The sequence below is a fragment of the Actinomadura roseirufa genome, assembly GCF_900659635.1.
GTDB classification, from domain to species: Bacteria; Actinomycetota; Actinomycetes; order Streptosporangiales; family Streptosporangiaceae; genus Spirillospora; species Spirillospora roseirufa.
Map to the genome: position 1 here is coordinate 114,554 of NZ_CAACVB010000001.1, position 24,342 is coordinate 138,895.

The 24,342-nt window shown below is 72.8% G+C and carries 24 protein-coding genes; 18 read left to right on the top strand and 6 right to left on the bottom strand.

Annotated elements, in window-relative coordinates; all coding sequences use genetic code 11:
* Nucleotides 1-140: 140 nt before the first annotated feature.
* Together E1291_RS00420 and E1291_RS00425 are read left to right on the top strand one after the other, a co-directional pair.
* Nucleotides 141-1,151 (top strand): TauD/TfdA family dioxygenase, encoded by a 1,011-nt coding sequence (locus E1291_RS00420; protein ID WP_165494886.1) that lies wholly within the window; start codon nt 141-143, stop codon nt 1,149-1,151.
* Between the two features lie 31 nt (nt 1,152-1,182).
* Nucleotides 1,183-2,166, top strand: coding sequence for a TauD/TfdA family dioxygenase (locus E1291_RS00425; protein ID WP_131735484.1), 984 nt, complete (start codon nt 1,183-1,185; stop codon nt 2,164-2,166).
* A 16-nt stretch (nt 2,167-2,182) separates the two neighbouring features.
* Here the strand turns inward: E1291_RS00425 and E1291_RS00430 are convergent, their stop codons facing one another.
* Nucleotides 2,183-2,923: an enoyl-CoA hydratase/isomerase family protein gene (locus tag E1291_RS00430; protein ID WP_165494887.1), complete on the bottom strand. Its 741-nt coding sequence runs from the start codon at nt 2,921-2,923 to the stop codon at nt 2,183-2,185.
* Nucleotides 2,924-3,061: 138 nt separating this feature from the next.
* On the opposite strand from E1291_RS00430, the gene E1291_RS41675 reads away from it, so the two are divergent.
* The 13 genes from E1291_RS41675 to E1291_RS00490 all read left to right on the top strand — a co-directional run bounded on the left by E1291_RS41675 (nt 3,062) and on the right by E1291_RS00490 (nt 18,221).
* Entirely contained in the window at nt 3,062-3,286 is a 225-nt protein-coding gene (locus E1291_RS41675) for a hypothetical protein (RefSeq protein WP_165494888.1), read from the top strand.
* Nucleotides 3,283-4,758, top strand: a complete 1,476-nt coding sequence (locus E1291_RS00435; RefSeq protein ID WP_131735486.1) for an amidase — start codon at nt 3,283-3,285, stop codon at nt 4,756-4,758. The genes E1291_RS41675 and E1291_RS00435 overlap by 4 nt, the downstream gene beginning before the upstream one ends.
* A 1-nt stretch (nt 4,759) precedes the next feature.
* A complete protein-coding gene (locus tag E1291_RS00440) occupies nt 4,760-5,881 on the top strand; it encodes an extracellular solute-binding protein (RefSeq protein WP_131735487.1) in 1,122 nt (373 codons plus the stop codon).
* A gap of 144 nt (nt 5,882-6,025) precedes the next feature.
* Complete coding sequence (locus E1291_RS00445; RefSeq protein WP_131735488.1) at nt 6,026-6,904, top strand: ABC transporter permease; 879 nt, start codon at nt 6,026-6,028, stop codon at nt 6,902-6,904.
* Nucleotides 6,901-7,758: an ABC transporter permease gene (locus E1291_RS00450; protein WP_131735489.1), complete on the top strand. Its 858-nt coding sequence runs from the start codon at nt 6,901-6,903 to the stop codon at nt 7,756-7,758. The genes E1291_RS00445 and E1291_RS00450 overlap by 4 nt, the downstream gene beginning before the upstream one ends.
* Entirely contained in the window at nt 7,755-8,903 is a 1,149-nt protein-coding gene (locus E1291_RS00455; RefSeq protein WP_131735490.1) for an ABC transporter ATP-binding protein, read from the top strand. Before E1291_RS00450 ends, E1291_RS00455 begins: the two co-directional genes overlap by 4 nt.
* Nucleotides 8,893-11,103, top strand: a complete 2,211-nt coding sequence (locus tag E1291_RS00460) for an acetate--CoA ligase family protein (RefSeq protein WP_131735491.1) — start codon at nt 8,893-8,895, stop codon at nt 11,101-11,103. Before E1291_RS00455 ends, E1291_RS00460 begins: the two co-directional genes overlap by 11 nt.
* Nucleotides 11,104-11,251: 148 nt before the next feature.
* The gene (locus tag E1291_RS00465) at nt 11,252-12,121 is read left to right on the top strand and encodes an enoyl-CoA hydratase/isomerase family protein (RefSeq protein ID WP_131735492.1); all 870 of its coding nucleotides are present in this window, start codon (nt 11,252-11,254) and stop codon (nt 12,119-12,121) included.
* Nucleotides 12,122-12,150: 29 nt separating this feature from the next.
* Complete coding sequence (gene hutU / locus E1291_RS00470; RefSeq protein ID WP_131735493.1) at nt 12,151-13,851, top strand: urocanate hydratase; 1,701 nt, start codon at nt 12,151-12,153, stop codon at nt 13,849-13,851.
* Nucleotides 13,848-15,029: a CaiB/BaiF CoA transferase family protein gene (locus E1291_RS00475; protein WP_131735494.1), complete on the top strand. Its 1,182-nt coding sequence runs from the start codon at nt 13,848-13,850 to the stop codon at nt 15,027-15,029. Before hutU ends, E1291_RS00475 begins: the two co-directional genes overlap by 4 nt.
* Before the next feature lie 3 nt (nt 15,030-15,032).
* Complete coding sequence (locus tag E1291_RS00480) at nt 15,033-16,001, top strand: zinc-binding dehydrogenase (protein ID WP_131735495.1); 969 nt, start codon at nt 15,033-15,035, stop codon at nt 15,999-16,001.
* Between the two features lie 423 nt (nt 16,002-16,424).
* Nucleotides 16,425-17,540, top strand: coding sequence for a sporulation protein (locus E1291_RS00485; RefSeq protein WP_131735496.1), 1,116 nt, complete (start codon nt 16,425-16,427; stop codon nt 17,538-17,540).
* 225 nt (nt 17,541-17,765) lie between these two features.
* Nucleotides 17,766-18,221 (top strand): tellurite resistance TerB family protein, encoded by a 456-nt coding sequence (locus E1291_RS00490; RefSeq protein WP_131735497.1) that lies wholly within the window; start codon nt 17,766-17,768, stop codon nt 18,219-18,221.
* A 21-nt stretch (nt 18,222-18,242) separates the two neighbouring features.
* On the opposite strand, the gene E1291_RS00495 is transcribed toward E1291_RS00490, so the two are convergent.
* Together E1291_RS00495 and E1291_RS00500 are read right to left on the bottom strand one after the other, a co-directional pair.
* Nucleotides 18,243-19,133 (bottom strand): M56 family metallopeptidase, encoded by an 891-nt coding sequence (locus E1291_RS00495; protein WP_131735498.1) that lies wholly within the window; start codon nt 19,131-19,133, stop codon nt 18,243-18,245.
* On the bottom strand, nt 19,130-19,492 hold the full coding sequence (locus E1291_RS00500; RefSeq protein ID WP_131735499.1) for a BlaI/MecI/CopY family transcriptional regulator: 363 nt from the start codon (nt 19,490-19,492) through the stop codon (nt 19,130-19,132). Before E1291_RS00500 ends, E1291_RS00495 begins: the two co-directional genes overlap by 4 nt.
* 362 nt (nt 19,493-19,854) lie before the next feature.
* Between E1291_RS00500 and E1291_RS00505 the strand changes: the two genes are divergently transcribed.
* Complete coding sequence (locus E1291_RS00505) at nt 19,855-20,451, top strand: cadmium resistance transporter (RefSeq protein WP_131735500.1); 597 nt, start codon at nt 19,855-19,857, stop codon at nt 20,449-20,451.
* A 30-nt stretch (nt 20,452-20,481) separates the two neighbouring features.
* On the opposite strand, the gene E1291_RS00510 is transcribed toward E1291_RS00505, so the two are convergent.
* A complete protein-coding gene (locus E1291_RS00510; protein WP_131735501.1) occupies nt 20,482-21,180 on the bottom strand; it encodes a hypothetical protein in 699 nt (232 codons plus the stop codon).
* 265 nt (nt 21,181-21,445) lie between these two features.
* Between E1291_RS00510 and E1291_RS00515 the strand changes: the two genes are divergently transcribed.
* A complete protein-coding gene (locus tag E1291_RS00515; RefSeq protein ID WP_131735502.1) occupies nt 21,446-22,492 on the top strand; it encodes an SCO7460 family lipoprotein in 1,047 nt (348 codons plus the stop codon).
* A 131-nt stretch (nt 22,493-22,623) separates the two neighbouring features.
* Here E1291_RS00515 and E1291_RS41680 read toward each other — a convergent pair whose 3' ends face one another.
* A complete protein-coding gene (locus E1291_RS41680; protein ID WP_165494889.1) occupies nt 22,624-22,797 on the bottom strand; it encodes a hypothetical protein in 174 nt (57 codons plus the stop codon).
* A 313-nt stretch (nt 22,798-23,110) separates the two neighbouring features.
* Here E1291_RS41680 and E1291_RS00520 point away from each other — a divergent pair, with 313 nt between their 5' ends.
* The gene (locus E1291_RS00520; RefSeq protein ID WP_131735503.1) at nt 23,111-23,494 is read left to right on the top strand and encodes a RidA family protein; all 384 of its coding nucleotides are present in this window, start codon (nt 23,111-23,113) and stop codon (nt 23,492-23,494) included.
* A 79-nt stretch (nt 23,495-23,573) separates the two neighbouring features.
* Here E1291_RS00520 and E1291_RS00525 read toward each other — a convergent pair whose 3' ends face one another.
* The gene (locus tag E1291_RS00525) at nt 23,574-24,287 is read right to left on the bottom strand and encodes an IclR family transcriptional regulator (RefSeq protein ID WP_165494890.1); all 714 of its coding nucleotides are present in this window, start codon (nt 24,285-24,287) and stop codon (nt 23,574-23,576) included.
* Nucleotides 24,288-24,342: the final 55 nt, after the last annotated feature.

Below are 24,342 nucleotides of genomic sequence, written 5' to 3' on the forward strand. Positions count from 1 at the left end.
CGACGAGACCACGACGGCCCGCGCGGCGCGCACGACGCGTCCGCGCCATGGGCGACGCCCACCCCGGCGCGGGGACGCATCGCGCCCGGCGAGGGCACGACTCAATTCATGATCACCCATCGTCCCCTTCGGAGTTCGTGATGGCAGAGACACTGAGAGAACCGGTGACCGGGCGGAGCGTGTGGACGGCGGCCGACATCGGCGGCGAGGACTCCTACGCGCGGAGGTTCACCGAGGACGACCTCCTGGAGTTCGACCGGGCCCTGGCCGGCGTCCGGGACACGCCGGCGCGGGAGCTGGCCAAGCGCGACTTCCCGCTGCCGGGCTTCGGCGACAAGGTCCGCGACCTCGTCGAGGAGCTCGAACACGGCACCGGGTTCACGCTGCTGCGGGGCCTGCCGATCCACGACCGCTACAGCGTCGAGGAGGCCACCAAGATCTACTGGGCGATCGGCCTGCACATGGGCGAGCTGGTCCCGCAGAACCGCAGGGGCGAGCTGATCGGCCACATCCGGAACCTCGGCGCCAAGGGCCACAACGCGCGGGGGTACGCGACGGCCTCGGCCGCCGCGTTCCACACCGACCAGACCGACATCGTCGGGCTGATGTGCCTGAACCAGGCCCGCAGCGGGGGCATCAGCCTCGTCGCCAGCGCGATGACCGCCTACAACCTCGTCCTGGAAGAGCACCCGGAGTGGCTCGACGTCCTCTACAAGCGGTTCCCGACCGACTGGGTCAGCGAGGAGCCGCCCGGAAGCCCCGGCTGGTACTACTCACGGCTCTACTCCTACGTGGACGGCCTGCTGTCGGCGGCCTACCGCACCGGCCGGATCCTCAGCGCCACCCGGTTCCCGGACGTGCCGCGGCTCAGCGCGCGCGAGGTGGCGTGCCTCCTGTACCTCGACGAGCTGCCCACCCGGCCTGGGATCGCGCTGGACATGACGCTGGAGGTCGGCGACATCCAGTTCGTCAACAACTTCGTGACGGTGCACAGCCGGACCGGCTTCGTGGACGACCCCGACGACCCGTGGTTCCAGCGGCACCTGCTGCGGCTGTGGGTCAGCCGCCCCGACACCGGGCGCGTCGTGTGCCCCGAATACCACTACTGGCGCAGCGGCATCTCGCGCCTGGAGTGGGCGCGGTCCGCGTGACCCCCGGCCCGACAGCGATCAGGAGTTCACTGTGACGACGGAAGTACTGACCCGGCCGGTGACGGGCCCGAGCGCGTGGACCGCCGCGGACCTCCAGTCCGGCGAGCCGTACGTGCGGCACCTCACCGGCGCCGAACTGGACGCGGCCGACGAGGCTCTCGAAACGGCGCCCGGCCGCCCGCTCCACGAGCCGGCGCGGCGGGACGTCCCCGGCCTGGCCGGCCTGGTCGCCGACCTGGTCGAGCGGCTGGAGAACGGTTCCGGCTACGCGCTCCTGCGCGGGCTGCCGCTGGGGACCCGGTTCACGCCCGAGCAGGCGTCGCTGATCCACCGGGTGATCGCCCAGCACGTCGGCGAGGTCGTGCCGCAGAACCGCGACGGCGACCTGCTGAGCGTCCTGGAGGATCCCCGCCACCCGGCCCAGCCCGGCGGGGCGTACGCCAGCAAGGCCGGCGCGCCGTTCCACACCGACCCCACCGACGTCGTGAGCTACCTGTGCCTGGCACCGGCCAGGAGCGGCGGCGCACGGGTGGTGGCCAGCGCGGCGACGCTCTACAACGCCCTGCTGAGCGAGCACCCGGAATGGCTTGAGCTCGTCTACCGGGACTACGCCACCGACTGGGACGGGCAGGAGCCGGACGGCGAGCCCGGCTGGAGCCCCCGGCCCATCTTCTCCTATGCCGGCGACGCGCTGACCTGCTCACTGTCGCCCAAGCGGATCATGAGCGCGATGCGGTTCGAGGACGTCCCCCGGCTGGGCGCCGAGGAGATGACCTGCCTGATGTACCTGGAGTCGCTGCTGCGGCGCCCGGGGACCGCCGTCCACGTGACCCTGCGCGCGGGCGACATGGAGTTCGTCAACAACCACGCGGTGATCCACTCGCGCACCGGGTTCGTCGACGACCCCGCCGACCCGGGCCATCGGCGCCGTCTGCAGCGCCTGTGGATCGGCCGCGGCGCCGCCGGGCGCGCGCTGGTGCCCGCGCTGCGGCGGTGGCGGGCCGGGATCTCATGAGCACCCCGGCGGCACCTCAGCCCGGCGGCTCGGGCGGCGCGGACGGCGCGGGCGGCCGCGCGAAGGACACGCGCGCCTCCGCCCAGTCGTCCAGCGGCCCCACGGCGTGGCCGGCCCACCGCCTCAGCCACTCCATGCCCGCGGTCACCACGTGGCGAGGCGCCGAGCCGAGCTCGGCGGCCAGGTCGCGGGCGAACCGCAGCGCCTCCCCGGCGGGCACGACGTCGGTGACCAGCGCGTGCGCCGCGGCCTCGGCGGCGTCGAGGTGCCGGCCGGTCAGCGCCCAGCGCAGCACGACGTCGGGGCGCACCCGCCGGATCACGTTGGGCACCGCGCCCATCGGGAAGAAGCCGAAGCGCGCCTCGGGGAACCCGAAGCGCGCCGAGTCGCCGGCCACCGCGTACGTGCTCGCGCCGACGAGCCCGGCCCCCAGGCCGAGCACCCAGCCCTCGACCGAGGCGACCACCGGCAGCGCGCTGGTGCGCACGGCACGGAGCAGCCGCGCATGAGGTGTCCGCCGCCACTCGACGCTCGCCGGATCCGGCAGGGGCTCGTCCATGTCGGCGCCCGAGGAGAGATCGCCGCCCTGGCCGCACAACACGATCGCCGTGACGCCGGGGTCGGCGTCGAGGCGGCCGACCGCCTCGACCAGGAGCTCGGCGGTCGCCGCGTCGACGGCGTTGCGCCGGTGCGGCCGGCGGATCTCGATCAGCCCGACCGAGCCGGTCACCTCGATCCCCACGACATCGGCGCCCACGGGCTCCTCCTCACGGTCGGCTCGCCCGGCCGATCGTACCGCCGGCCGGCGACTCCCGGCCGTGACCTGGAAGAACGTGACCGTGATCACCGCGACCACGGTCACCGCGGAACCCGCGAAGGAAGGGGCGACCCACCGGTGGACGACACGAACGCGGACGCGGACGCGGCGGTGCGCGCGCTGCGCGCCGCCGGGCTCTGGCTCTCCTGCGCCGAGATCGGCCGGATCGGTGCCCGCTACCGCGACCTGCGCGCCAAGGCCGACGCGCTGTCGGCGCTGGACCCGCGCGACGACCCGCCGGTCGACGCCGCCTCCCTGGCGGCGACCCCCGTGCTCCCCGGTGAGGAGGAAGACCCGCGATGACACCGGCCCTTCCCCTGACCATCGAGGACGCCGCCGCCGCGCTGCGCGCCGGCGCGGTGACCTCGACGGCCCTGACGCGGACGGTGCTCGACCGGATCGCCCGGCTGGACGGCGGGCTGGGCGCCTACGTCACCGTCTGCGAGGCGGGGGCGCTCGCGGCGGCGGCCGAGGCCGACGCGGACTTCGCGCGCGGGCTCGACAGGTCGCCGCTCCAGGGGATCCCGCTGGTGGTCAAGGACGTCATCGCCACCCGCGACGCTCCCACGCGGGCCAACAGCGAGGTCCTCGACCCCGGCTGGGGCGCCGGTGCCGACGCCCCGGTCGTGGCGCGGCTGCGCGCGGCGGGCGGCGTCCTGGTCGGCAAGTCCACGACGAACGAGTTCGCCTGCGGCCTGCCGGACGGGACGGAGCGCTTCCCGTTCCCCCGCAATCCCTGGAATCCCGAGCACACCCCGATGGGCTCCAGCTCGGGGACGGCGATCGCGGTCAGCGCGGGGCTGGCCCTGGGCGGGCTGGGCACCGACACGGGCGGGTCGGTCCGCGGGCCCGCCGGCGCGAACGGCCACACCGGGCTGAAGGTCACCTTCGGCCGGGTGCCCAAGAACGGCGTCGTCCCGTGCGCGTTCAGCCTCGACACCGTCGGCCCCATGGCCCGCAGCGCCTTCGACTGCGCGCTGATCCTCGACGTCGTCGCCGGCCACGACCCCGGCGACCGGCACTCGTCGCCCCTCCCGGCCGGCCGCTACGCCGAGGGGACGCGCGGAGGCGGCGTCGAGGGGCTGCGGATCGGCGTGCCGACACGGTACTTCCTGGACTCGCCGCTGCTCGACGGCGAGGTCCGCGGCGGCGTGCTGCGCGCCGCCGGCGAACTGGCGCGGGCCGGCGCGACGCTCACCGACGTCGTCGTGCCCCACGCGCGGGAGGCGAACGACGCCAACAACGTCACGTTCCTCTCCGAAGCGTTCGCCTACCACCGGAAGAACCTGGTGGACAGGTGGGACGAGTACGGACGGGCGACCCGCGAGCTGCTCGCGCGGGCGGCGTTCTTCACCGGCGCCGACTACGTCCAGGCCCAGCGGGTCCGGGCACTGTTCCGGCGACGCCTGGCGGAGGTCTTCGCGAGGGTCGACGTGCTCCTGACACCGGTGTCGCTCACCGCCGCGGCGCCGATCGCGTCGGCGGACATGGCCGCGGCGCTGACCCGGCCGGGCTTCCACGGCCCGTGGAACGCCGCCGGGCTGCCCGCGGCGGCCGTGCCCTGCGGGTTCACCTCGGCCGGGCTGCCCCTGTCGTTCCAGGTGGTCGGCCGGCCCTTCGGCGAAAGCACGGTGCTGCGCGTCGCCGACGTCTACCAGCGGCACACCGACTGGCACCTGCGGGTGCCGCCGACCGCGCGCGACGGAATCCACCGGAGGGTCGCACACCAGGGGGACGCACGGGCTTCACACACCGCACGAGAAGGAGCAGGCTGACATGTCTTCCCAGAGATCACACCCGCGCGGCGGCCGGCCGCGCCCCGGCCGCCTGACGGCCCTGCTGGCCGGCGCGCTCGCCACGGCCCTCACCGGCGTCACGGCCGCGTGCGGCTCGGACTCCGGCTCCGGCTCCGGCGGCAAGGACCGCACCCTGGTCATCGCCGGCTGGGGCGGGTCGTTCACGGCCGCCAACAAGGAGGCCTTCTACGACCAGTTCGAGAAGGACACCGGCATCAAGGTGACCGTCGCCACGCCCGGCGGCGGCTTCGCGGCCAAGGTCGCCGCGCAGCGCAGCGGCAACAACGTCGAATGGGACCTGCTGGAGGCGCCCGGCGGCGACACCGCCAAGCTCGTCCTGGACGGCAACCTGGAGAAGTTCCCCCAGTCGCTGGTCGGCGAGATCACACCGCTGGTGGCCGACGGCGCGATCCGGCCCGGCCCGTCGGAGGCGTACTACCTCGACCACGGCGGCACCGTGAACCTGATCGGCTGCAACACCAAGCTGATCAAGAAGTGCCCGACGAACCCGCGTGAGTTCTTCGACGTCGCCGGATTCCCCGGCACGCGGGGCATCACGGCGAACAACCCCATCTTCACGAGCCTGTTCGCGCTGGAGGGCGACGGCGTCGACGCCGAGCAACTCTTCCCCGTCGACGTGAACCGCGCGATGAACGCCCTCAAGAAGATCAAGCCGCACGTGCCGGTGTGGTCGACCAGCCCGGCGCAGATGCAGCAGGCCGTCGTGGACGGCGAGGTCGGGATCATGCAGGCCCCCAACACCGTCCTGGCGTCGGCGATGAAGCAGGTCCCGACGCTGAAGCTGTACTGGGACGGCGGCCTGCTCTTCGACGAGGGCTGGTGCGTGACCAAGGGCGCGAAGCACAAGGACGCCGCGTTCGAGTTCATCAAGTGGTACGCCCAGCACCGGGAGAACCAGGCCAGGTTCACCGAGAAGATCTACAGCGGCACGGCCGGGCGCGACATGGCGAAGTACCTGTCGCCGGACGTGCTGAAGAACCTGCCCATCAACAAGCCCGGCGTGACCCTCGTCGACGGCAAGGCAGGGGCCAAGCAGCAGCAGGAACTCGGCAAGGCACTGCGCGAGATCCTCGTCGGCTGACCGCGGGCGGGGCGCCGGTCCGGGGCGCCGCCCCGCCCCCGCACACGAAACGTGCCCGGCCACCGGCCGTGTCCGGCCACGAACCGTTCGGCCACGAGCCGTCCGCAGACGAGCACGGATGGGAGAGGACCAGGAGATGAGCACATGCTTGGAATGAGGCGCCGTACACGAGCCAGGGGATGGCAGTCCACCTTCTCCGGCCTGACCGGGCTGGGGTTGATCGCGCCGTTCCTCATCGCCGCCGGGGTGTTCATCGTCTACCCGTTCGTCGAACTGCTGCGGACGGCGTTCGGCGAGCCCGACGGGCTGGGCAACGTCACCGGCTTCTTCGAGAGCCCCGCGGCGCGGCGCACGCTGTGGACGACCTGCCTCACCTCGCTGATCGTGACGGTGATCGTCGTGGCGGTCGGCGCCGTCCTGGCCTGGTCGCTGCGCACGACCCGGAGCCGGCTGACCCGCATGGCGATCGGCCTGTCGGTGTTCATGCCGCTGTGGATGGGCGCGGTGATGAAGATCTACGTCTTCACCGTGCTCCTGGAGCGCTTCGGCGTGGTCAACCGGACCCTGACGTCGCTGGGCGTCATCGACGAGCCGATGCGGCTGATGCGCACCCAGTTCGCGGTGGTGGCCGGCATGACCTACCAGATGCTGCCCTACGCGGTCCTGCCGCTGTACGCGGTCTACGTCACCATCGACCTGAACCTCGTCCTGGCCGCCGAGAGCATGGGCGCCTCGCGGGCGCGGGCGCTGCGCGACGTGGTGGCGCCGCTGGCGCTGCCCGGCCTGCTGGCCTCGACGGTGATCGTCTACGTGATCTGCATCGGCTACTACCTGACGCCGGTCCTGCTCGGCGGCGCCACCGCGCCGTTCACCGCGAGCCTGATCGCCGACGACATCTTCAACCTCTTCGAGCCGGCGCAGGCCGCGGTGTCCTCGGTGCTGCTGCTGATCGTGGCCGCCGTGGTCATCCTCGGCGGGCTGCGCCTGGTCGGCAAGGAGCGGATGCGGAGGGCGCTGGGATGACGGCCGGCACCCTGACCCCCGCCGCCGTGTCCGGGAAAGCTCCACGGGAGGTGCGCGACACGGCCGGGCGGCGGGCCCTCGCCCGCGGCCTGAAGGCGGCCGACCTGGCGGTGCGCGCGGCCGCGATGCTGTTCCTCGGCGTGCCGATCCTCTGCGTCGTCGTCCTGTCGTTCTCCAACGCCGAGGTGCTCCAGTTCCCGCCCGAGGAGTGGGGGCTGCGCCAGTACCGGTCGTTCTTCGGATCCGGCACCTGGATCGGCGCGATGACGCTGTCGTTCAAACTGGCCACGGTCTCGGCGGCGATCGCGCTGCTGATCGGCATCCCGGCGGTGTTCGCGCTGCACCGCTCGCGGCTGCCGCTGAAGGGGCTGATCCAGGCCATCGGGCTGAGCCCGCTGGTGATCCCCGGCGTCGCCTACGCCGTCGCGCTCTACACGCTGTTCGTCCAGTTCCGGCTCACCAGCAACATGGCGGCGCTGGTGCTGACCTACGCGGTGCACGGCCTGCCGTTCGTCCTGCTGATCCTGGGCTCGGCGATGGCCCGTCTCCCCGCCGAGACCGAGCTGGTCGCGATGACCCTCGGCGCGTCACGTCCGCGCGCGATGGTCGGGATCACCCTGCGGCAGATGCTGCCGGCCATCGGCGCGGCCTACATCTTCGCGTTCATCACGAGCTTCGACGAGGCGGTGCTGATCAACTTCCTCGGCGGCCCGGGGACCGTGACGCTCCCCAAGGCCATCTTCGACAACGTCAAGACCGGACTGGATCCCAACATCACCGCGATCGCGACCCTGCTCATGGCGGGCACCGGGGTCGTCGGCTCGCTCGCTTTCATGCTGCGGAGGAAGGTATGAACGTCAGGGCACGCAAGGCGCCGCGGCGAGAGGCCGTGACCGGCCCCGGGCCCGGAGCCGCCGCGCCGCCCGCGCCGGCCGGGCTGGAACTGCGCGGGCTGATCAAGCGCTTCGGCGGGACCGAGGCGCTGCGCGGCATCGACCTGGTCGCCGACCGCGGCACCTTCGTCACCGTGCTGGGGCCGAGCGGCTCGGGGAAGACCACGATCCTGCGCGTCGTCGCCGGGTTCCTCGCCCCCGACCAGGGCGAGGTGCTGATCGACGGCCGCGACGTCACCCGGGTGCCCCCGGCGGCGCGCGCGATCGGGATGGTGTTCCAGAACTACGCGCTGTTCCCGCACATGACCGCCGGGGACAACATCGCCTACGGCCTGAAGATGCGCCGCTGGCCGAAGGCCGACCGCGACCGGCGGGTGGCCGAGATGCTGGAGCTGGTCGGCCTGGGCGCGCTCGGCGGCCGGCTGCCGCGCGAGCTGTCGGGCGGGCAGCAGCAGCGGGTGGCCGTGGCGCGTGCGCTGGCCTTCCAGCCGCAGTTGCTGCTGATGGACGAACCGCTGGGTGCGCTCGACCGCGAGCTGCGCATGCGCATGGCCGTGGAACTGCGCCGCCTCCACCACGAGGCCGCCGGGACGACCGTCTACGTGACGCACGACCGCGAGGAGGCGCTGACCCTCTCGGACTGGATCGTCATCATGCACGACGGCCGCATCGACGCCGCTGGGACCGCCGAGGAGCTCTACACCCGTCCGCGCAGCGCCTTCGTCGCGGGCTTCTTCGGCGGGCACAACGTCGCCGAGGCGGCGATGACCGGCGTCACCGGCGCCCGCGCCCGGGTGGCGTTCGCCGGCTGCGACATGGAGGTGGCCTGCGGGCAGCCGCTGGAGCGGGCCGATCGGGTCGGCCTCAGCATCCCCGAGGAGGCGGTGAGCCTGACCCCGGCGGGGGCGGCGCCCGCCCGCCTCGAGCTGAGCGTGCTCGACGACCTGTACCTGGGCAACGTCGTGCGCGTCACGCTCCGCACCGCGGAGGGCGTGCCGCTGCGCGCCACTCTTCCCCGCGACGCCCGCGAGTCGATCCGGCACGGCGGCACGGTGACGGCCTATCTGGACACCACCCAGGTGACGGCGGTGCCCCATGAGCGGTGACGTCATCGGCTACCGCCAGCCCGCGCTCGACGACCTGCTGAACCCGAAGAGCATCGTGATCGTCGGGCTGTCGGCGCGCGCCGGCTCGACCGGCCGCCGGATCCTGGCCAACCTCCGGCGGTCGGACTACGGCGGCGCGGTCCACGGCGTGCACCCGAGCGGCCGGGACGTCGACGGCGTCGCGGTGTACCGGTCGCTGGCCGAGGTGCCGGACACCCCCACGGTGGCGCTCGTCTGCACGCCCGGCGACACCGTGCCGGCGCTGGTCGAGCAGGCGGGCGCGAAGGGCTGCCGGGGCGTGGTCGTCTACGCCTCGGGCTTCGAGGAGACCGCGGACGGCGCGGAGCGGGCCGCGCGGCTGCGCGAGCTCGCCGGCCGCCACGGCATGAGCGTGGTCGGCCCGAACTGCCTGGGCGTGTTCAATCCCGGCCGCGACCTGTGGCTGACCGCCACGCACTACGGCGCGGACCTGCGCGCCGGGCCGGTCGCCGTGGTGTCGCAGTCGGGGTCGGGGTGCATCCTGCTGACGGGCTCGGGGCGGCTGGGGTTCTCCTACGTCGTCTCCAGCGGCAACGAGACCGTCACGGGCCTGGCCGACTATCTCGACTACCTCGTCCAGGACCCGTCCACCCGGGCCATAGGCATCGTGGTGGAGGGCCTCACCGACGCCGAGGGCGTCATGGCCGCGGTCCGGAAGGGACACGGCAACGGCGTCGCGGTGGTGGCCCTGAAGGTCGGCCGGACCGAGCTGGGCGCCCGCAACGTCGCCTCGCACACCGGCGCGATCGCCGGGGACGCGCGGGCCTACGAGGCGTTCTGCCGGCGGGCCGGGATCGTGACCGTCACCGACTTCGACGAGCTGACCGAGGCGCTGGTGGCGCTGTCGACCGTCCGGGCGCGCCCGGACGGGGACCGCGTCGCGTTCGTCGGGCTGTCCGGCGGCGAGATCGGGCTGGTCTCCGACGTCGCCGCCGACTTCGGTGCCGACGGGGCGTCCGGCGCCGTGCGGTTCGCGCGGATGTCGCCCGGCGCCCGGGAGGAGATCGCGCGGATCCTGCCGGACTTCGCCACGATCGCCAATCCGCTCGACGCCACCGGCCAGCTCGTCGGCGAGCCCGAGCGGTTCGGGCGGCTCGTGGAGACCGTGGCCGGCGATCCGGGGGTCGATGTGCTCGCCGTCGTCCTGGACGCACCGCCGTCGCTGGGCGAGCGGCTGGCCGCGTCCTACACGCGCCTGCTGGCGACCCTGCCCGGTGTCCGCAGGCGTTCCGGCAAACCGGTCATCGTTCTGTCGAACTACGGCGGCGGGCTGCATCCGTTCGCCGCCGAGGCGCTGGCCGGTTCCGACATCCCCGTCGTGCACGGCACCCGCGCCGGAATGGCCGCGATCGCCGCGGTCACCTCCGCGGCCGCGCGCGCCGGCGGCGCCACCGGGTCCGATGCGCCCCCGGGCACGCCGGCCGCCGGGGAGGACGCGGCGGAGTCCCTGCGCGCCGTGCGCCGGGCACTGGACGCCTCGCCCGCCGGGCAGGTGCCCCACGACGTGCTCGCGGAGCTGGCCGGGCGGTACGGGCTGCCGCTGCCCCGGCGGGTCCTCGCCGAGTCCGCCGCGGACGCGGCGGCCGCCGCCGCATCGGCCGGCTTCCCGGTCGTGCTCAAGACCGCGTCGCCGAAGGTGGTGCACAAGAGCGACGTCGGCGGCGTCGCGGTCGGGCTGACCACGCCGTCCCAGGTGATCGAGGCCTATGAGGCGGTGACGTCGTCGGTGGCGCGCCACCTCGGCGAGCCGGCGCCGCTCGTGGTGGTGGAGGAGATGGTCGGCGGCGGTGTGGAGGCGTTCGTCGGATGCGTCCACGACCCGGTGTTCGGGCAGATGCTGGCGCTCGGAGCCGGCGGAACACTGGTCGAGCTCCAGCCCGATCCCGCGCTGTCCATGCTGCCGGTGTCGCCTCGGGACGTGACCCGGATGGTGGACGGCACGCCGCTGGCCCGCCTGTTCGCGGGCTACCGCGGCTCCCCGCCCGCCGACGCCGGCGCCTTCGCCGACCTCGTCCTGCGCGTCGCGCGCATGGCCGCCGACCTGCGCGAGGCCGGGGTCGAGATCGACCTCAACCCGGTCGCCGTGCTCCCCGAGGGGCGGGGCGTGCGGGTGCTCGACCTCCGGATCGTCGCCGCGGCGGTCCCCCGGCCGGCGCCATGAGAGACCGTGCCCCGGGACGGCCTTCGAGGCGCGCCGGGGCTTGAGAACCAGACCTTCCGATGACACCGCCGGCGGCAAGGGATCTTTCCGGGACGGCTATCCCGTCCGGATCCCGTGCCCGCCGCAGAAACGATGGGAACTCTCCGCCGTGGACTACGAAACGATCCTTTACGAGGTGGACGACGCCGTCGCCACCATCACCCTCAACCGGCCCGAGGTCATGAACGCCCTGTCGTTCGACCTGGAAAGGGAGATGCACGACGCGCTGCGCCGCGCCGGGGCCGACCCGGACGTCCGCGCGATCGTCCTGACCGGCGCCGGCCGGGCCTTCTGCTCCGGCTACGACATGTCCGCGGCCACGGGCCTGAACATGTCCGACCCGGCGTCCCGCTACCCGTCGGAGTTCATCGCGAACTGGTACGAGCGCAACTACGAGGAGCTCGACCACCTCAAGGAGATCTGGAGCCTGTCCAAGCCGGTGATCGCCGCGGTCAACGGCTGGTGCATGGGCGGCGGGTTCTGGTACAGCCTGGCCTGCGACATCACCATCGCCTCCACCGACGCGGTCTTCGCCCAGCCCGAGGTGCGGATGACCTCCAGCTCCATCTTCCTGTTCGCGGCGCTGTGCGGCTGGAAGAGCGCCAACCGCTACGCGCTGACCGGCGACCACTTCGACGCCGCCGAGGCGCTGCGCATCGGCGTGGTCAACGAGGTCGTCGAGCCCGACGAGCTGCTGGCCACCGCGCGGCGGCTCGGCCGGCGCATCGCGCTGGTGCCCGAGGCGTCGGTGCGGCTGAACAAGGCGATCACAATGCTCGGCCTGCGCGCGGCCGGACTCGACAGCGGACTGCTGCTCAACGGGGCGCTCAACGCGCTGGCCCACTCCTCCTACGGGCCGCAGCGCGAACGGCTCAACGAGGCCAAGGCCGAAGGCGGGCTGCGAGGGTTCCTGAACGCCCGCGACGAGCCGTTCCGGCCCGAGCCGTTCGGGCCGAAGTCCGCCAAGCCGGCCGAGTAGAGGACACCCACATGAACGGAGGAGAGTCGATGGCGGGATCGGCAGGGGCGCGGACGGTCCGGGCCCCCCGCGGCGGGGACCTGACCTGCCAGGGCTGGGCGCAGGAGGCCGCGCTGCGCCTGCTCATGAACAACCTGGACCCCGACGTCGCCGAACGTCCCGGCGACCTGGTCGTCTACGGCGGCAACGGCCGCGCCGCGCGGTCCTGGCGGGACTTCGACGCGATCGTGGCCACGCTGCGGCGGCTGGCCGGCGACGAGACGCTGCTGGTGCAGTCGGGCCGTCCGGCGGCCGTGTTCCGCACCCACGAGTGGGCACCGCGCGTGCTCATCTCCAACGCGATGATCGTGCCGGAGTGGGCGACCCTGGAGGAGTTCCGCCGTCTGGAGGACGCCGGGCTGACGATGTTCGGCCAGATGACGGCGGGTTCGTGGGCTTACATCGGGTCCCAGGGCATCCTGCAGAGCACCTTCGAGACGTTCGCGGCCGTCGCGGCGCGGCGCTTCGGCGGGACGCTGGCCGGCACGCTGACCGTCACCGCGGGCCTCGGCGGCATGGGCGGCGCGCAGCCGCTGGCGATCACCATGAACGGCGGGGTCGCCCTGTGCCTGGAGGTCGACCAGGCGAAGATCGGCCGGCGGATGCGGCTGGGCTACCTGGACACCCAGGCCGACGACCTCGACCACGCCCTGGCCCTGGCGCTGGCGGCCCGGGACGAGCGGCGGGCCCTGTCGATCGGGCTGCGCGCCAACGCCGCGGAGGTGCTGCCCCAGATCGTGGCCCGCGGCGTCCCCGTCGACATCGCGACCGACCAGACCTCGGCGCACGACCCGCTCCTGTACGCCGTGCCCGGACTGGCGCCGGAGGAGGCCGAGAACCTGCGCGCGCACGACCCGAAGACCTACGTGCTGCGCGCCCGCGCGAGCATGGCCGACCATGTGGAGGCGCTCTGCGGGCTGCTCGACCGCGGCACCGAGGTGTTCGAGTACGGCAACGGGATCCGCGTGGAGGCCGACCTCGGCGGGTTCAAGCGGGCGTTCGACTTCCCGGGCTTCATCGTCGCCTACATCCGCCCGCTGTTCTGCGAGGCGAAGGGCCACTGCCGCTGGATCGCGCTGTCGGGCGACACCGCCGACATCGACGTCATCGACGCGGCGATGCTCGAGGAGTTCTCCGACAACCCCACGCTCACCCGATGGCTGAGGCTGGCGAGGCGCCACGTCCGCGTGCAGGGCCTCCCCGCGCGCACCTGCATGCTCGGCTACGGGGAGCGCGCCCGCGCCGGCAAGATCATCAATGATCTCGTCCGGGACGGGAAGGTGCGCGCCCCGGTCGCGATCGGCCGCGAGCACCTCGACTCCGGGTCGGTCGCCTCCCCCTACCGGGAGACCGAGGCGATGCCCGACGGCAGCGACGCCATCGCCGACTGGCCGGTGCTGAACGCGCTGCTCAACGCCTCCAGCGGCGCGACCTGGGTGGGCGTGCAGCACGGCGGCGGCACCGGCATCGGCCGGTCGGTGCACACCGGCATGGTGGTGGTCGCCGACGGGACGCCGCTGGCCGGTCTCCGCGTCGACCGGGTGATGACCAACGATCCCGGCAGCGGCGTGGTGCGCCACGCCGACGCCGGCTACCGGCGCGCCATCGAGTTCGCCGCCGAGCAGGGAATCTGGACACCGGGCCTGGACGCGGCGGCGGGCCGGGACGGCACGGGAGTGGGGACCACATGAGCACCGCACCCCTGAGCGGCATCCGCGTACTGGAGCTCGGGCACTACATCGCCGGGCCGTTCTGCGGCCAGATCCTGGCCGACCAGGGCGCCGACGTGATCAAGGTGGAGCCGCCGGAGGGCGACGCCAGCCGGGGCACCGAGCGCCTGTCCTACAACGACGTCTACTTCCACGCGCTGAACCGCAACAAGCGCAGCGTCATGCTCGACCTCAAGTCCGGCGGCGGGCAGGAGGCCCTGGTCACCCTGCTGAGCTCGGCCGACGTGCTGGTCACCAACTACGCCGTCGGCATCCCCGAGCGGCTCGGTTTCGGCTACGAGCGGGCCCGGGAGATCAACCCGGGGCTGGTCTACGTGCACGCCAGCGGCTTCGGCAACGACAGCCCGTACGCCGAACGGCCGGCCTTCGACGGCATCATCCAGGCGATGTCGGGCCTGGTGCACCTGACCGGGGAGCCCGACGGGACGCCGATGCAGGCGGGCCTGTTCGTCCCCGACCACGTCACCGGCCTCTACGCCGCGCTCGCGGTGATGTTCGGGCTCAGCCGGCGGCAGGCCACCGGCGAGGGCTCGTTCACCGACCTCAGCATGCTCGACAGCATGGTGTCGCTGCTGGGCCCGTGCATGGCCGAGGTCCTCCAGCTCGGCGTGAGCCCCACGCGGGTCGGCAGCAAGGTCCGGCGGTCCTACGCCGGCGCCTACACCGCGTCCGACGGCCACGTCTACCTCGCGCCGATGACCATGCGGATGTGGACGGCCCTGGCCGGCGTCGTGGAGGCGCCGTCGCTGCTGCCGTTCTTCACCGCCCCGGCCGCCGACACCCGGCTGGAGCACCGCGACGAGCTGGACCCCGTGATCGAGGAGTGGACCCGCGGGCATCCGGTGGCCGAGGTCGTCGCGCGGATGGGCGAGGTCGGCGTGCCGTGCAGCCCGATCTTCAGCGTGGACGCGGTGGTGTCGGACCCGCACGTCCGGCACCGCGCGATGGTGCGCTCGATCCCCCTGGAGGGCGGGTCCGGCGAGGTGTTCGTGCCGGGCTCGCCGCTGCCGGTCGTCGACGCGGCGTTCGCCACGGGACCGCCCTCGGTCGGCCAGCACACCGCCGAGATCCTCGGCATCGACCCCGGCGACATCAGCCGTCCCCAGGGCCCCGCGGCCCGTCCCTCCCGATCGGAGTGAGCCTTGCTCGCCGCCTACGCCACCGCCCCCGACCCGAACGACCCGCTGTCCGCCCTGGAGGTGGGCGAGCGCCCCGACCCCGTCCCCGCCGACGGGTGGACCACGGTGGAGGTCCGGGCCGCCGGACTCAACCACCACGACCTGTGGACGCTGCGCGGCGTCGGCATCGCCGCCGGCCGCTTCCCGATGATCCTCGGCTGCGACGCGGCGGGCGTCGACACCGCGACCGGCGAGGACGTCGTCGTCCACGCGGTCATCGCGAGCCCCGGGTGGACCGGGGACGAGACGCTCGACCCGGCCCGGTCACTGCTGAGCGAGAAGCACCAGGGCACGCTCGCGCAGTACGTGAGCGTGCCGGCCCGCAACGTGGTGCCCAAGCCGGCCGAGCTGTCCTTCGAGGACGCCGCGTGCCTGCCGACGGCGTGGCTGACCGCCTACCGCATGCTCTTCGGCAGGGCCGAGGCGTCGCCGGGCCAGACCGTGCTGGTCCAGGGCGCCTCCGGCGGCGTGGCCAGTGCCGCCATCGCGCTGGGACGGGCCGCGGGCCTGCGGGTGTGGGCCACCGCGCGCACCGAGGCCAAGCGCGCCGCGGCGCTGCGGCTCGGCGCCCACGAGGCGTTCGAGCCCGGCGCCCGCCTCCCCGAACGCGTCGACGCGGTCCTGGAGACCGTCGGCGAGGCGACGTGGGCGCACTCGATGAAGGCGCTGCGTCCCGGCGGGCGGCTCGTGGTCTGCGGCGCCACCACCGGCGCGGCGCCCCCGGCCGACCTGAACCGGCTGTTCTTCCTGCAACTGGAGGTGAAGGGCTCGACGATGGGCGACCGGCGCGAGCTTGAAGACCTGATGTCGCTGCTGGTCCACACCGGCCTGCGTCCCACGATCGACCGCACGCTGCCCCTGGACAAGGCGGCCGACGGCCTCGCGGCCCTGCACGCCGGCGAGATGGTCGGCAAGATCGTGCTCACGACCTGAGCGTCCGCCGCAGCGCGGCGGGTGGGGCACCGCGCCCCACCCGCCGCGAACTCGGCACGTCGAATGAAAGAACCCCCCGGCGGCCCCGCTCTCCGCGAGCCGGTTGTAGAGGTCGGCCGCGGCGGTCGTCTCCTCGACGTGCACCTCGACACCGTGCTCCTCCAGGAGCGTCAGGGTCGTCCCCACGCAGGTACCGGATCTCCGCCATGATCGTCACGATGGGCGTCCGCTCCCGGTCGCGGGCGAACATCAGGAGTACATCGGGCGGAGGGGTCCGGGCGGGCGGGCGACGGTACGCCGACGTGATCTCTCGGACGGCGGCGTTGGCGCGATCTTCTAGGTGGGCCTCCGGCCTCTTCTGCTACAACTGTAGTAGCAAGCCGCGGCGAACGTACCGGCAAGCGCGACAAGAGAAGAGGAGTCATGGGCTTCAAGCAGTTGCTCGGCGCCTTCGGGGTGGGCGGGCCCTCGGTCGAGACGGTCCTCACCGGCGAGCACGGACGGCCGGGCGAATACCTGTCCGGTGAGGTCAGGATCCAGGGCGGGGACCATGACGTCCACATCCATCAGGTGGTGCTCAGCCTGGTCACCCGTGCCGAGTACGAGCACGGCGACCATGAGGGAGCCGGCGGACGGGAGTTCCACCGCGGTGCGATCACCGGGCCGTTCCACCTCGGCGCGGGCCAGTACCACGTGGTCCCCTTCCAGATGCCGCTGCCGTGGGAGCTGCCGGTCACCGAGGTCCACGGGCAGCACCTGCACGGCATGAGCATGGGAGTCCGGACGGAGCTGGAGGTCGCCGGCGCGGTCGACTCCGGTGACCTGGACCTGATCTCGGTGAGCCCCCTACCGTCCCAGCAACGGGTGCTCGACGCGTTCGGAACGCTGGGGTTCGGCTTCAAGGGGGCCGACGTCGAGGAGGGCTTCATCTCCGGCGTCCACCAGGAGCTGCCCTTCTACCAGGAGATCGAGTTCTTCGCTCCCCCGCAGTACAGCGGGCGGATCAACGAGGTGGAGCTGACCTTCGTGGCCGGTCCGCACGGCCTGGCGGTCGTTCTGGAGGCCGACCGGCGAGGAGACATCTTCTCCGAGGGCGACGACGCCTTCGGGCGGTTCCAGGTCACCCACGAACAGGCGCTGCACATGGCGTGGGAGTACAAACTGGAGGGCTGGCTGGACGCGGTGGCCGGGCACGGCGCGCATCACCAGAGCCACCACGGGGGTCACCACGGAACCCACCACGAGGGCCACTACGAAGGCCATCACGGCGGGCACGGGCCCGGGTGGGGCGGGGTCGCCGCGGGTGCGGCCGGTGGCCTCGCCGCGGGTTTCGTGGCCGGAGCCGTCGTCAACGAGATGCTCGACGATGACGACGAGGACGGGCAGTCGGCCGGCGACGCCCTCGCCGAGGTGAACGAGCAGGCCGTTCAGGCCGCCTACCAGGAGGCGGCGTACGAGCAGGTGTACGAGCAGGCGTACGAGAACGCCTACCAGGACGCCTACGAGGACGCCGCGGAGACCTTCGACGAAGAGGTCTGAGACTCGCCGGCCGGACCGGCGGCCTCGTCACCGTCTCGGCGCGGCACGGTGTCCGGGGAACCGCGATCTTCCCGTTCCGTTCAGGCGGCGGTGGCGCCGGGCGTCACCGCCCGCCGCCTCCGCCGGGGAGGATCTGGCCCGGCACCGGGTCCGCGCAGGTTGCTACTACGGTTGTAGCAGTTAGTGTGGGGCGACGAGAACCGACGACGAGGCGGAGGAGATCCGATGGCCCTGTGGAACAGGCTGCGCGAGTCCACCCAGACGATGCAGGCACAGCTCCTCAGCAAGAAGAACGAGCTGAAGAGCGGCGCGTTCCGGGACGCGAGCATGGCGATGTGCGCGCTCGTGGCGGCGGCCGACGGCAACGTGGACCCGTCCGAGCGTCAGCGGACGGCCTCGCTCATCGCCGGGAACGAGGTGCTGCAGAACTTCCCGGCCGACGACCTGCGGCGGCGCTTCGAGGAGTACGTCACCAAGCTGACCGCCGACTTCGCCTTCGGCAAGGTCGCGATCCTCCAGGACATCGGCAAGGTGAAGAAGAAGCCCGCCGAGGCGCGCGCGGTCATCCAGATCGGCATCATCATCGGCGGCGCGGACGGTCACTTCGACGACACCGAGAAGGGCGTCGTCCGCGAGGCGTGCTTCGCCGTGGGCCTGGAGCCGGGCGAGTTCGACCTGTGATCCGCGGGCGCGGGCGCGCGCTCACCTGATCGCGTGCAGCGTCAGCAGTCCGGAGACGACGGCGTGGTCGAGCTGGAGCGTGGCGGCGGTCAGCGAGCTGGTGACGAAGCCGTTGCCGACGAACAGCAGCGGGCCGGTGATCGCGTTCTTGTCCGGCGGCGTGCCGAGCAGCGCCTCGACGCGGTGCACGACGCCCGACTCGGCGAACGCCGCGGCCGGGCCCGGGGCCACCGGGTGGGCGAGGGCGACCTTGGCGATCGTGCGGGCGACCAGGCCCCGGTCGCCGGTCGCCTCCGCGGCGTCCTCGTCCGCCCACCGTTCCACCGAGAGCAGCAGCCTGTCCCGCAGGGGCCGTAGCGGCGGGAGAAGGGCGGCGGCCAGGGCGCCGGCCGCCAGATAGCGGTGATGGCGATGCCGCAGGTGGGACTCCTCGTGCCGGAAGACCACCTGAAGCTCGTCGGGGGTCAGCCCGCGCATCAGCCCGCGCGACAGCAGCACCCCGCCGCGGCGGCCCGGCACCGCGACCGCGATCGGAACCTCGGTCTCCAGCGGCCGGGCGGCGGCGGCCCGGGCGCCGCGCAGCTCGCCCGCCCAGCGCAGCGCCGTCCGGCCGGTGATCGCGAAGCAGGCGGCCGTGCCGAGGACCGCCGGCACGCCCACGAGCGCGGGCAGCGGACGGTCGTCCCCGAACAACGCCCATTCGGGCACGTGCGCGGCGGCGGACGGGGCCAGGGTCGCCGCGTAGTTGACGGCGACGAAGAAGCACGTGCCGAGCAGGGCGAGGACGGTCATCGCCGCAGTGGTCGCCAGCAGCCTCGCCGACCAGGACGGATGCAGCGCCGACGGCACCCGGCCGAGCACCAGGCCCAGCACGGTCATGATGGCGAGCGGCAGGAAGGTGAACCAGGTCATTCCGCGCTCCCCTCGCGGCCGAGGAGCTCGCGCAGCTTGCGCGCCTCGTCGGCGCTGAGCGCCTGGACGAACCGGCTCAGCACGCCGCCGGGGTCGCTGGCGTGGCGCAGATGGTCGTGCATGCGGTCGGCCACGAACTCGGACTCGTCGATCGCGAGCCGGTACCGGTAGTGGCGCCCGGCGCGGGCCCTCGTCAGGAACCCCTTCTCGTAGAGCCGGAAGAGGATGGTGTTCACGGTGGTGTAGGCCGGGTCGCCCTCCAGGCGCGAGCGCAGCTCGGCCGTTCCCGCCGAGCCGCCCAGGCTCGCCAGGGCCGCCAGAACCTCCGCCTCCAACTGGCCGAGCGCCCTGCGTTTCACACCGCGGTCCCTTCCTCATGGAGGGCGCCCGCTTCCGGATGGGCGAGCCGCCAGATCTCCGGGTTCTCGTCCAGAACGATGACCACGGCCTTCGTCCTTCCCCTGGCGCTCATGCACTCCCCTATCGCGGCCTGCCACGATCCGGCCCGCCCCTCACTTTCGCGGCGTGGGAGCCACCCTAGATGAGCGGTCGCCCTGGGCCCAGGTGCCGACCATGGGCGGTACGTCCTGGAAGTCGCGGCCCGGACGCGGACGGCGCGGCGGCGAGCCTCCTCACCGCACTCGTAGCGGATCGGGCCGCCCCCTGGGGGCCTTCCCGCTGGACGGACACGCCGGGCCTGAAACCGGTAGGTTCGCCCGTCATGGGCGGACTCGCGGGAACGATCGGCACGGCGACCGCGATGTTCGCCGGAACCAACGTCGACGACATCATCGTGCTCACGGTGCTGTTCCTTTCCGCGCGGGCCGGGGGTCTGCCCAGGCCATGGCAGATCTGGGCCGGGCAGTACGCCGGGATCGCCGTCCTGGTGACGATCTCCGTCGTCGCAGCGCTCGGGCTGACCATCGTCCCCGACGGCTACGTCGGTCTCCTGGGGTTCATCCCGGCGGCGCTCGGGGTGCGCGGCCTGGTGACGGCGGTCCGCGCCCGCGGCACCGGCCGGGACGCCTCCCCCGCGGTGGCCACGGGACTGATCTCGGTGGCCGGCGTGACGATCGCCAACGGCGCCGACAACATCTCGGTGTACACGCCGGTGTTCCGCACGATCGGCACCGGCCCCGCCCTCGTCACCATCGCGGTGTTCGCCGCCGGTGTCGCGCTGTGGTGCGCGGCCGGTTCGTGGCTCGGTTCGCACCGGCGGGTCATCGAGATCGTCGAACGCCACGGCCGGTGGATCGTGCCCGCGATCTTCCTGGCGATCGGCGCGCTCATCGTCCTGGAGTCCGGCGTGCTCGTGTAGGCGTCGCCTTCACCGACGGCCGGACGCGGTTCACGGCGCGGGGGTGACGGAGAGCGGGAGGCCGTCCATCACCCGCCGCCGGACGGCCTCGCCGTCGAGCCCGACCGCCGCGAAGCCCGCGAAGTCGCCGGTGCCGGAGTCGCCGGCGGCGAGGATCTCGCGGACGAGGAGCTCCTCCAGCGGCGTTCCGGGAGACGGGTCGGCAAGGCCGCCGATGGCCTCGTGCGCGGACAGGTCGAGATACCCGGGGGTCAGCAGCCTGCCGGACAGGGTGCCGGTGACCAGGTCGGGGGCGAACTCGTCGAGGAAGGCCGCCACGGAGGTGCGCAGATCCCCGTGGATCATGACGAGCTTCTCGGTCATGAAGCCCACGAACGCCCGCGCGGTGACGTCCCCGAGCGTCACGAGCTTGGCGTCCCCTTCGAGGTAGACGTCGTGCGCGACGAGGTTCCCCAGGACGATCAGCGCGGCGGCCCCGTCGTCGACGTCCACCAGGGCGCCCTCGACGGTCAGATCCCCGTCGACGATGTAGCCCGTGGCCGCGTCGGGGGTGTCGCGCGCCCACGGCGTCTCAGCGTGGCCGTCCAGTGGCAGATGCCCGCCGACGGTCGCCGGCCCGTCCACGAGGATGTACTCCTCCTCGTACAGATTCTCGTAGGTGCTCTCGGGCAGTCCCCGCTGCTCGAACAGCTTCACGGCCTCGTCCCACGACACATATCTCGTTGCCACGGGCGCGAACATAGCAGCGCCCGCCGACACTCCGACCCCACCGGTATCGTTCGCTCCCCTGCCAGCTGATCGGGCGGGCTCTTCTTCTTCGGGTCGATGCGGGCACGGGCGTCACCGGCGGCGACTATCGCGCTCTGGAGGCGTGGCTGCGCGGGTGAGGTGTTGAGTACATCGTCGATGTCGTGGTGAGTACGCGTACTCATCGTCCTCGCCACGCCGGGCAATAGCGTGATGCCTCAGCAGCGGAGACCCGGTGAGGACGGCGATGGGCGGAACGAGAATGCGGAACTCGGCGCTGGGCTCGTGCATCGCGCTCGTCGCCCTTCTGGCCGGGGGATGCGCGCTGGGCACCGGCAAGGACAAGAAGGGCGCCACCGAACTGGCCGAGCGGCTCTACCCCGGACAGCTCAAGCTGATCGGTGCCCGCAGGCTCTTCCCGGAGACCACGGGGTCGGAGGTCACGTTCGCGGTGAAGGACGACCCGGACGCGGTCGTCCGGCTGCGCATCGACGGCAAGAACGGGCACTGTGACCGCAAGCCGTGCGAGGGCGCGCTGACCGAGGCGGTCGCGCGGGGCCGGCGGCAGGCCGGCGAGTTCCGGCTGCTGAGATCCGCCTTCGAACGGTGCGGGCATGAGGTCATCGGCCTGGGGCCGACTCTCACCGAGCCGTGGGTCGCCGCGGACCTGACCAACGACAACGTCACGGCCGTGCTCGGCGAACTGGGCCGATGCGCCGTCCGGTGGTCGGCGTCGATGACGGCCCATGGGTCCCCGCCCCGTTCGGACGGCTCGTACGGCCTGCCGGCCGGCGACCGCGCCCTGTACGTCAGGATCGTCCGTCCGGAGGTCGCCGGGAAACGGCCGGGCACCGATCCGAAGCTGCCCACCCTGGCCCGGCTCACCACGACCAAGCTTCAGGCCGCACTCGCCAGGCGCGCCTACTTCACCGTGGGCTTCACGACTCGCGAGGGCCGGGACGAGCCGGTGACCTCCGGAATCACGGTGACCCGTCCCTTCGACGAACGGCAGGCGTTCGGCGCGCGCGTCCAGGCCGCCGTGAGCGAACGCCTGCGCCTCACCGAGCCGCAGGCCAAGGTCGCCTCCTACAACGGCGTGTGGAGGCTGAAGCAGGGCCGGATCGATCGCTTCACCGGATACGTCCTGTTCTGTGACGGCGCCGAGCAGGGCCGCACCTGTCTCGGCGATCATGCCGTCCGGGTCACCGTCGACGAGCGGGGCGAGCCGGTGAGCGATCTGGAGATCATCCGTAACGTGCGGGAGGGCAACGGCCCCCTTCGCCTGCCGAGCTGAAGCACACGGGCCGTCTCGTAGTGGCCTTTCCCTGCGGCGTTGTCTCACGGAGAACGCCCCCCGGGACTCGGATCCCGGGGGGCGGCACTGACATCGTGGCGGCGCGTCGCGTCGCCTGAGCCGGTCCAGACCTAGTGGAACTCGTCCAGGAGGTCGTCGAAGCCGGGCGGGTCGAACGAGGGGTGCCCGGAGGGGGCGGCAACGGTGGCGCGCTCGGGCGCGGGGGCGGGCGCGGCGTTGGCCGGGGTGCCGCCGAGCGTGAACACCGCAAGCGCCAGGGCGCTCGCGGCCAGGGGGCGTCGCATGAGATCTCCTTCCAAGTGAACACGTACGGTGCGAGTGTAGCTACCGAAAGTAGTCACTCGGAAGTGTTCGCGCGGTTTCCGAGGGGGCGATGCGGCTCCTGAGTCCACATCTCACCACTGGGTAAGGGCCGTGCCTCTGGGACGGCCGTCACCTTCCTGTCGCACAAGCGGCGGGACGTCCCCGACTGGACGACCGAGACGCGTCGTGTTTGTATATGCCAAACATCTGTCGCAGATAGAGGACAGTCGAGTGGCGGTGTTCGGCGGGCCTCGTCATCGCCGGTGGCTCGACCGGCCTACCTGAAGGGAAGCCATGCAGCATTACGTGCGGCCGGAGGGGACGCCTCCGGTCAACGGATACAGCCACGCCGTGTCCTTCGAGGGGCGGATGGTCGCGGTGTCGGGCCAGGTGCCCCTGGACGCCGAGGGCGGCCTCGTCGGCGCGGGCGACGCACGGGCGCAGGTGCGGCAGGTTTTCGAGAACCTCGTCACCGCCCTCGCCGCGGCCGGTGCCGGGGCGAGGGACATCGTCAAGCTCACGGTCTACCTCACCGACCTGGCCGACCTTCCGGTCTTCCGTGAGGTCCGGGACGAGTACATCGCGCCGGACCGCCCGCCCGCCAGTTCACTTGTCCAGGTGAGCGGGCTGGTCGATCCGGCGTTCCGGGTCGAGGTCGAGGCGCTGGCGGTGGTCTGACCGGAGCGTCCCCGAGGGCGGTCGTCCGACGATCACGCGCCGGACGGCACGTGGGCCCCGGCGGGGCCGCGCGGGCGGCTCATCCGCGGTAGAACTCCTGCTGCGCCTCCAGCAGGAGGGTGACGGCGCGGGCTTCGTCGAACCGCTCGGTGGGCGCCGCCATCGACAGGGTCAGCAGTTCCTCGTCCGGGCCCAGGGTCACGGGCACGGCGGCGGAGGAGAGCCCCGGCTGGTACTCGCCCTTCTGCACCGCGTACCCGCGCTCGCGGATCCCGTCCAGGACCTCCGGCGCGGGGACCGCGACGCCGCGGCCGGCCAGCCCGGCACGCCGCGCGTCGTCGGCGTGGGCCAGCAGGACGAGGCCCGCCGCCGACGTCGCCAGCGGCATCCGGGTGCCCACGCGGATGTCCGCGCGGATCAGGTGCGGCGACTCCACCCGCTGGACGATCAGCACGTCGGTCCCGTCCAGGACGGCGAGCGCGGCGGCCTCGCCGGTGCGCTCGGCCAGTTCCTCCAGCGACGGCAGCAGTCGCTCGGCCAGCCCCGCCTGTGTCAGGGCCGCCTTGCCCACGTGCAGCGCGCGCAGGGAGAGGTAGTACTTGGCGTCGGGCGTCTGCCGGGCCCAGCCCGCGTGCACCAGCGTCTGCAGTTGCTGGTGCAGGGTGCCGCGCCGCGCGTCCATCCGGCGGGCCAGCTCCGACACCGACACCGGCTCCTCGGTGGCGGCCAGGGCGTCCAGCACCTCCAGGCAGCGCAGCGTCGACTGGATCAACCTGACCCTAGGTGTGCTCAACACCGCTCCCCGCCGACCGGACCCTGCTCAGAAGGTTCCATGGATAGCACACGCG

Bases quoted from the DNA above. Each gene is read 5' to 3' on its own strand.
- hutU (WP_131735493.1), top strand. From the start codon at position 12,151: ATGGCGGGATCGGCAGGGGCGCGGACGGTCCGGGCCCCCCGCGGCGGG.
- E1291_RS00505 (WP_131735500.1), top strand. From the start codon at position 19,855: ATGGGCGGACTCGCGGGAACGATCGGCACGGCGACCGCGATGTTCGCC.
- E1291_RS00490 (WP_131735497.1), top strand. From the start codon at position 17,766: ATGGCCCTGTGGAACAGGCTGCGCGAGTCCACCCAGACGATGCAGGCA.
- E1291_RS00420 (WP_165494886.1), top strand. From the start codon at position 141: ATGGCAGAGACACTGAGAGAACCGGTGACCGGGCGGAGCGTGTGGACG.
- E1291_RS41680 (WP_165494889.1), bottom strand. From the start codon at position 22,797: ATGCGACGCCCCCTGGCCGCGAGCGCCCTGGCGCTTGCGGTGTTCACG.
- E1291_RS00445 (WP_131735488.1), top strand. From the start codon at position 6,026: ATGCTTGGAATGAGGCGCCGTACACGAGCCAGGGGATGGCAGTCCACC.
- E1291_RS00460 (WP_131735491.1), top strand. From the start codon at position 8,893: ATGAGCGGTGACGTCATCGGCTACCGCCAGCCCGCGCTCGACGACCTG.
- E1291_RS00485 (WP_131735496.1), top strand. From the start codon at position 16,425: ATGGGCTTCAAGCAGTTGCTCGGCGCCTTCGGGGTGGGCGGGCCCTCG.
- E1291_RS00475 (WP_131735494.1), top strand. From the start codon at position 13,848: ATGAGCACCGCACCCCTGAGCGGCATCCGCGTACTGGAGCTCGGGCAC.
- E1291_RS00515 (WP_131735502.1), top strand. From the start codon at position 21,446: ATGGGCGGAACGAGAATGCGGAACTCGGCGCTGGGCTCGTGCATCGCG.
- E1291_RS00435 (WP_131735486.1), top strand. From the start codon at position 3,283: ATGACACCGGCCCTTCCCCTGACCATCGAGGACGCCGCCGCCGCGCTG.
- E1291_RS00495 (WP_131735498.1), bottom strand. From the start codon at position 19,133: ATGACCTGGTTCACCTTCCTGCCGCTCGCCATCATGACCGTGCTGGGC.
- E1291_RS00520 (WP_131735503.1), top strand. From the start codon at position 23,111: ATGCAGCATTACGTGCGGCCGGAGGGGACGCCTCCGGTCAACGGATAC.
- E1291_RS00450 (WP_131735489.1), top strand. From the start codon at position 6,901: ATGACGGCCGGCACCCTGACCCCCGCCGCCGTGTCCGGGAAAGCTCCA.
- E1291_RS00455 (WP_131735490.1), top strand. From the start codon at position 7,755: ATGAACGTCAGGGCACGCAAGGCGCCGCGGCGAGAGGCCGTGACCGGC.
- E1291_RS00440 (WP_131735487.1), top strand. From the start codon at position 4,760: ATGTCTTCCCAGAGATCACACCCGCGCGGCGGCCGGCCGCGCCCCGGC.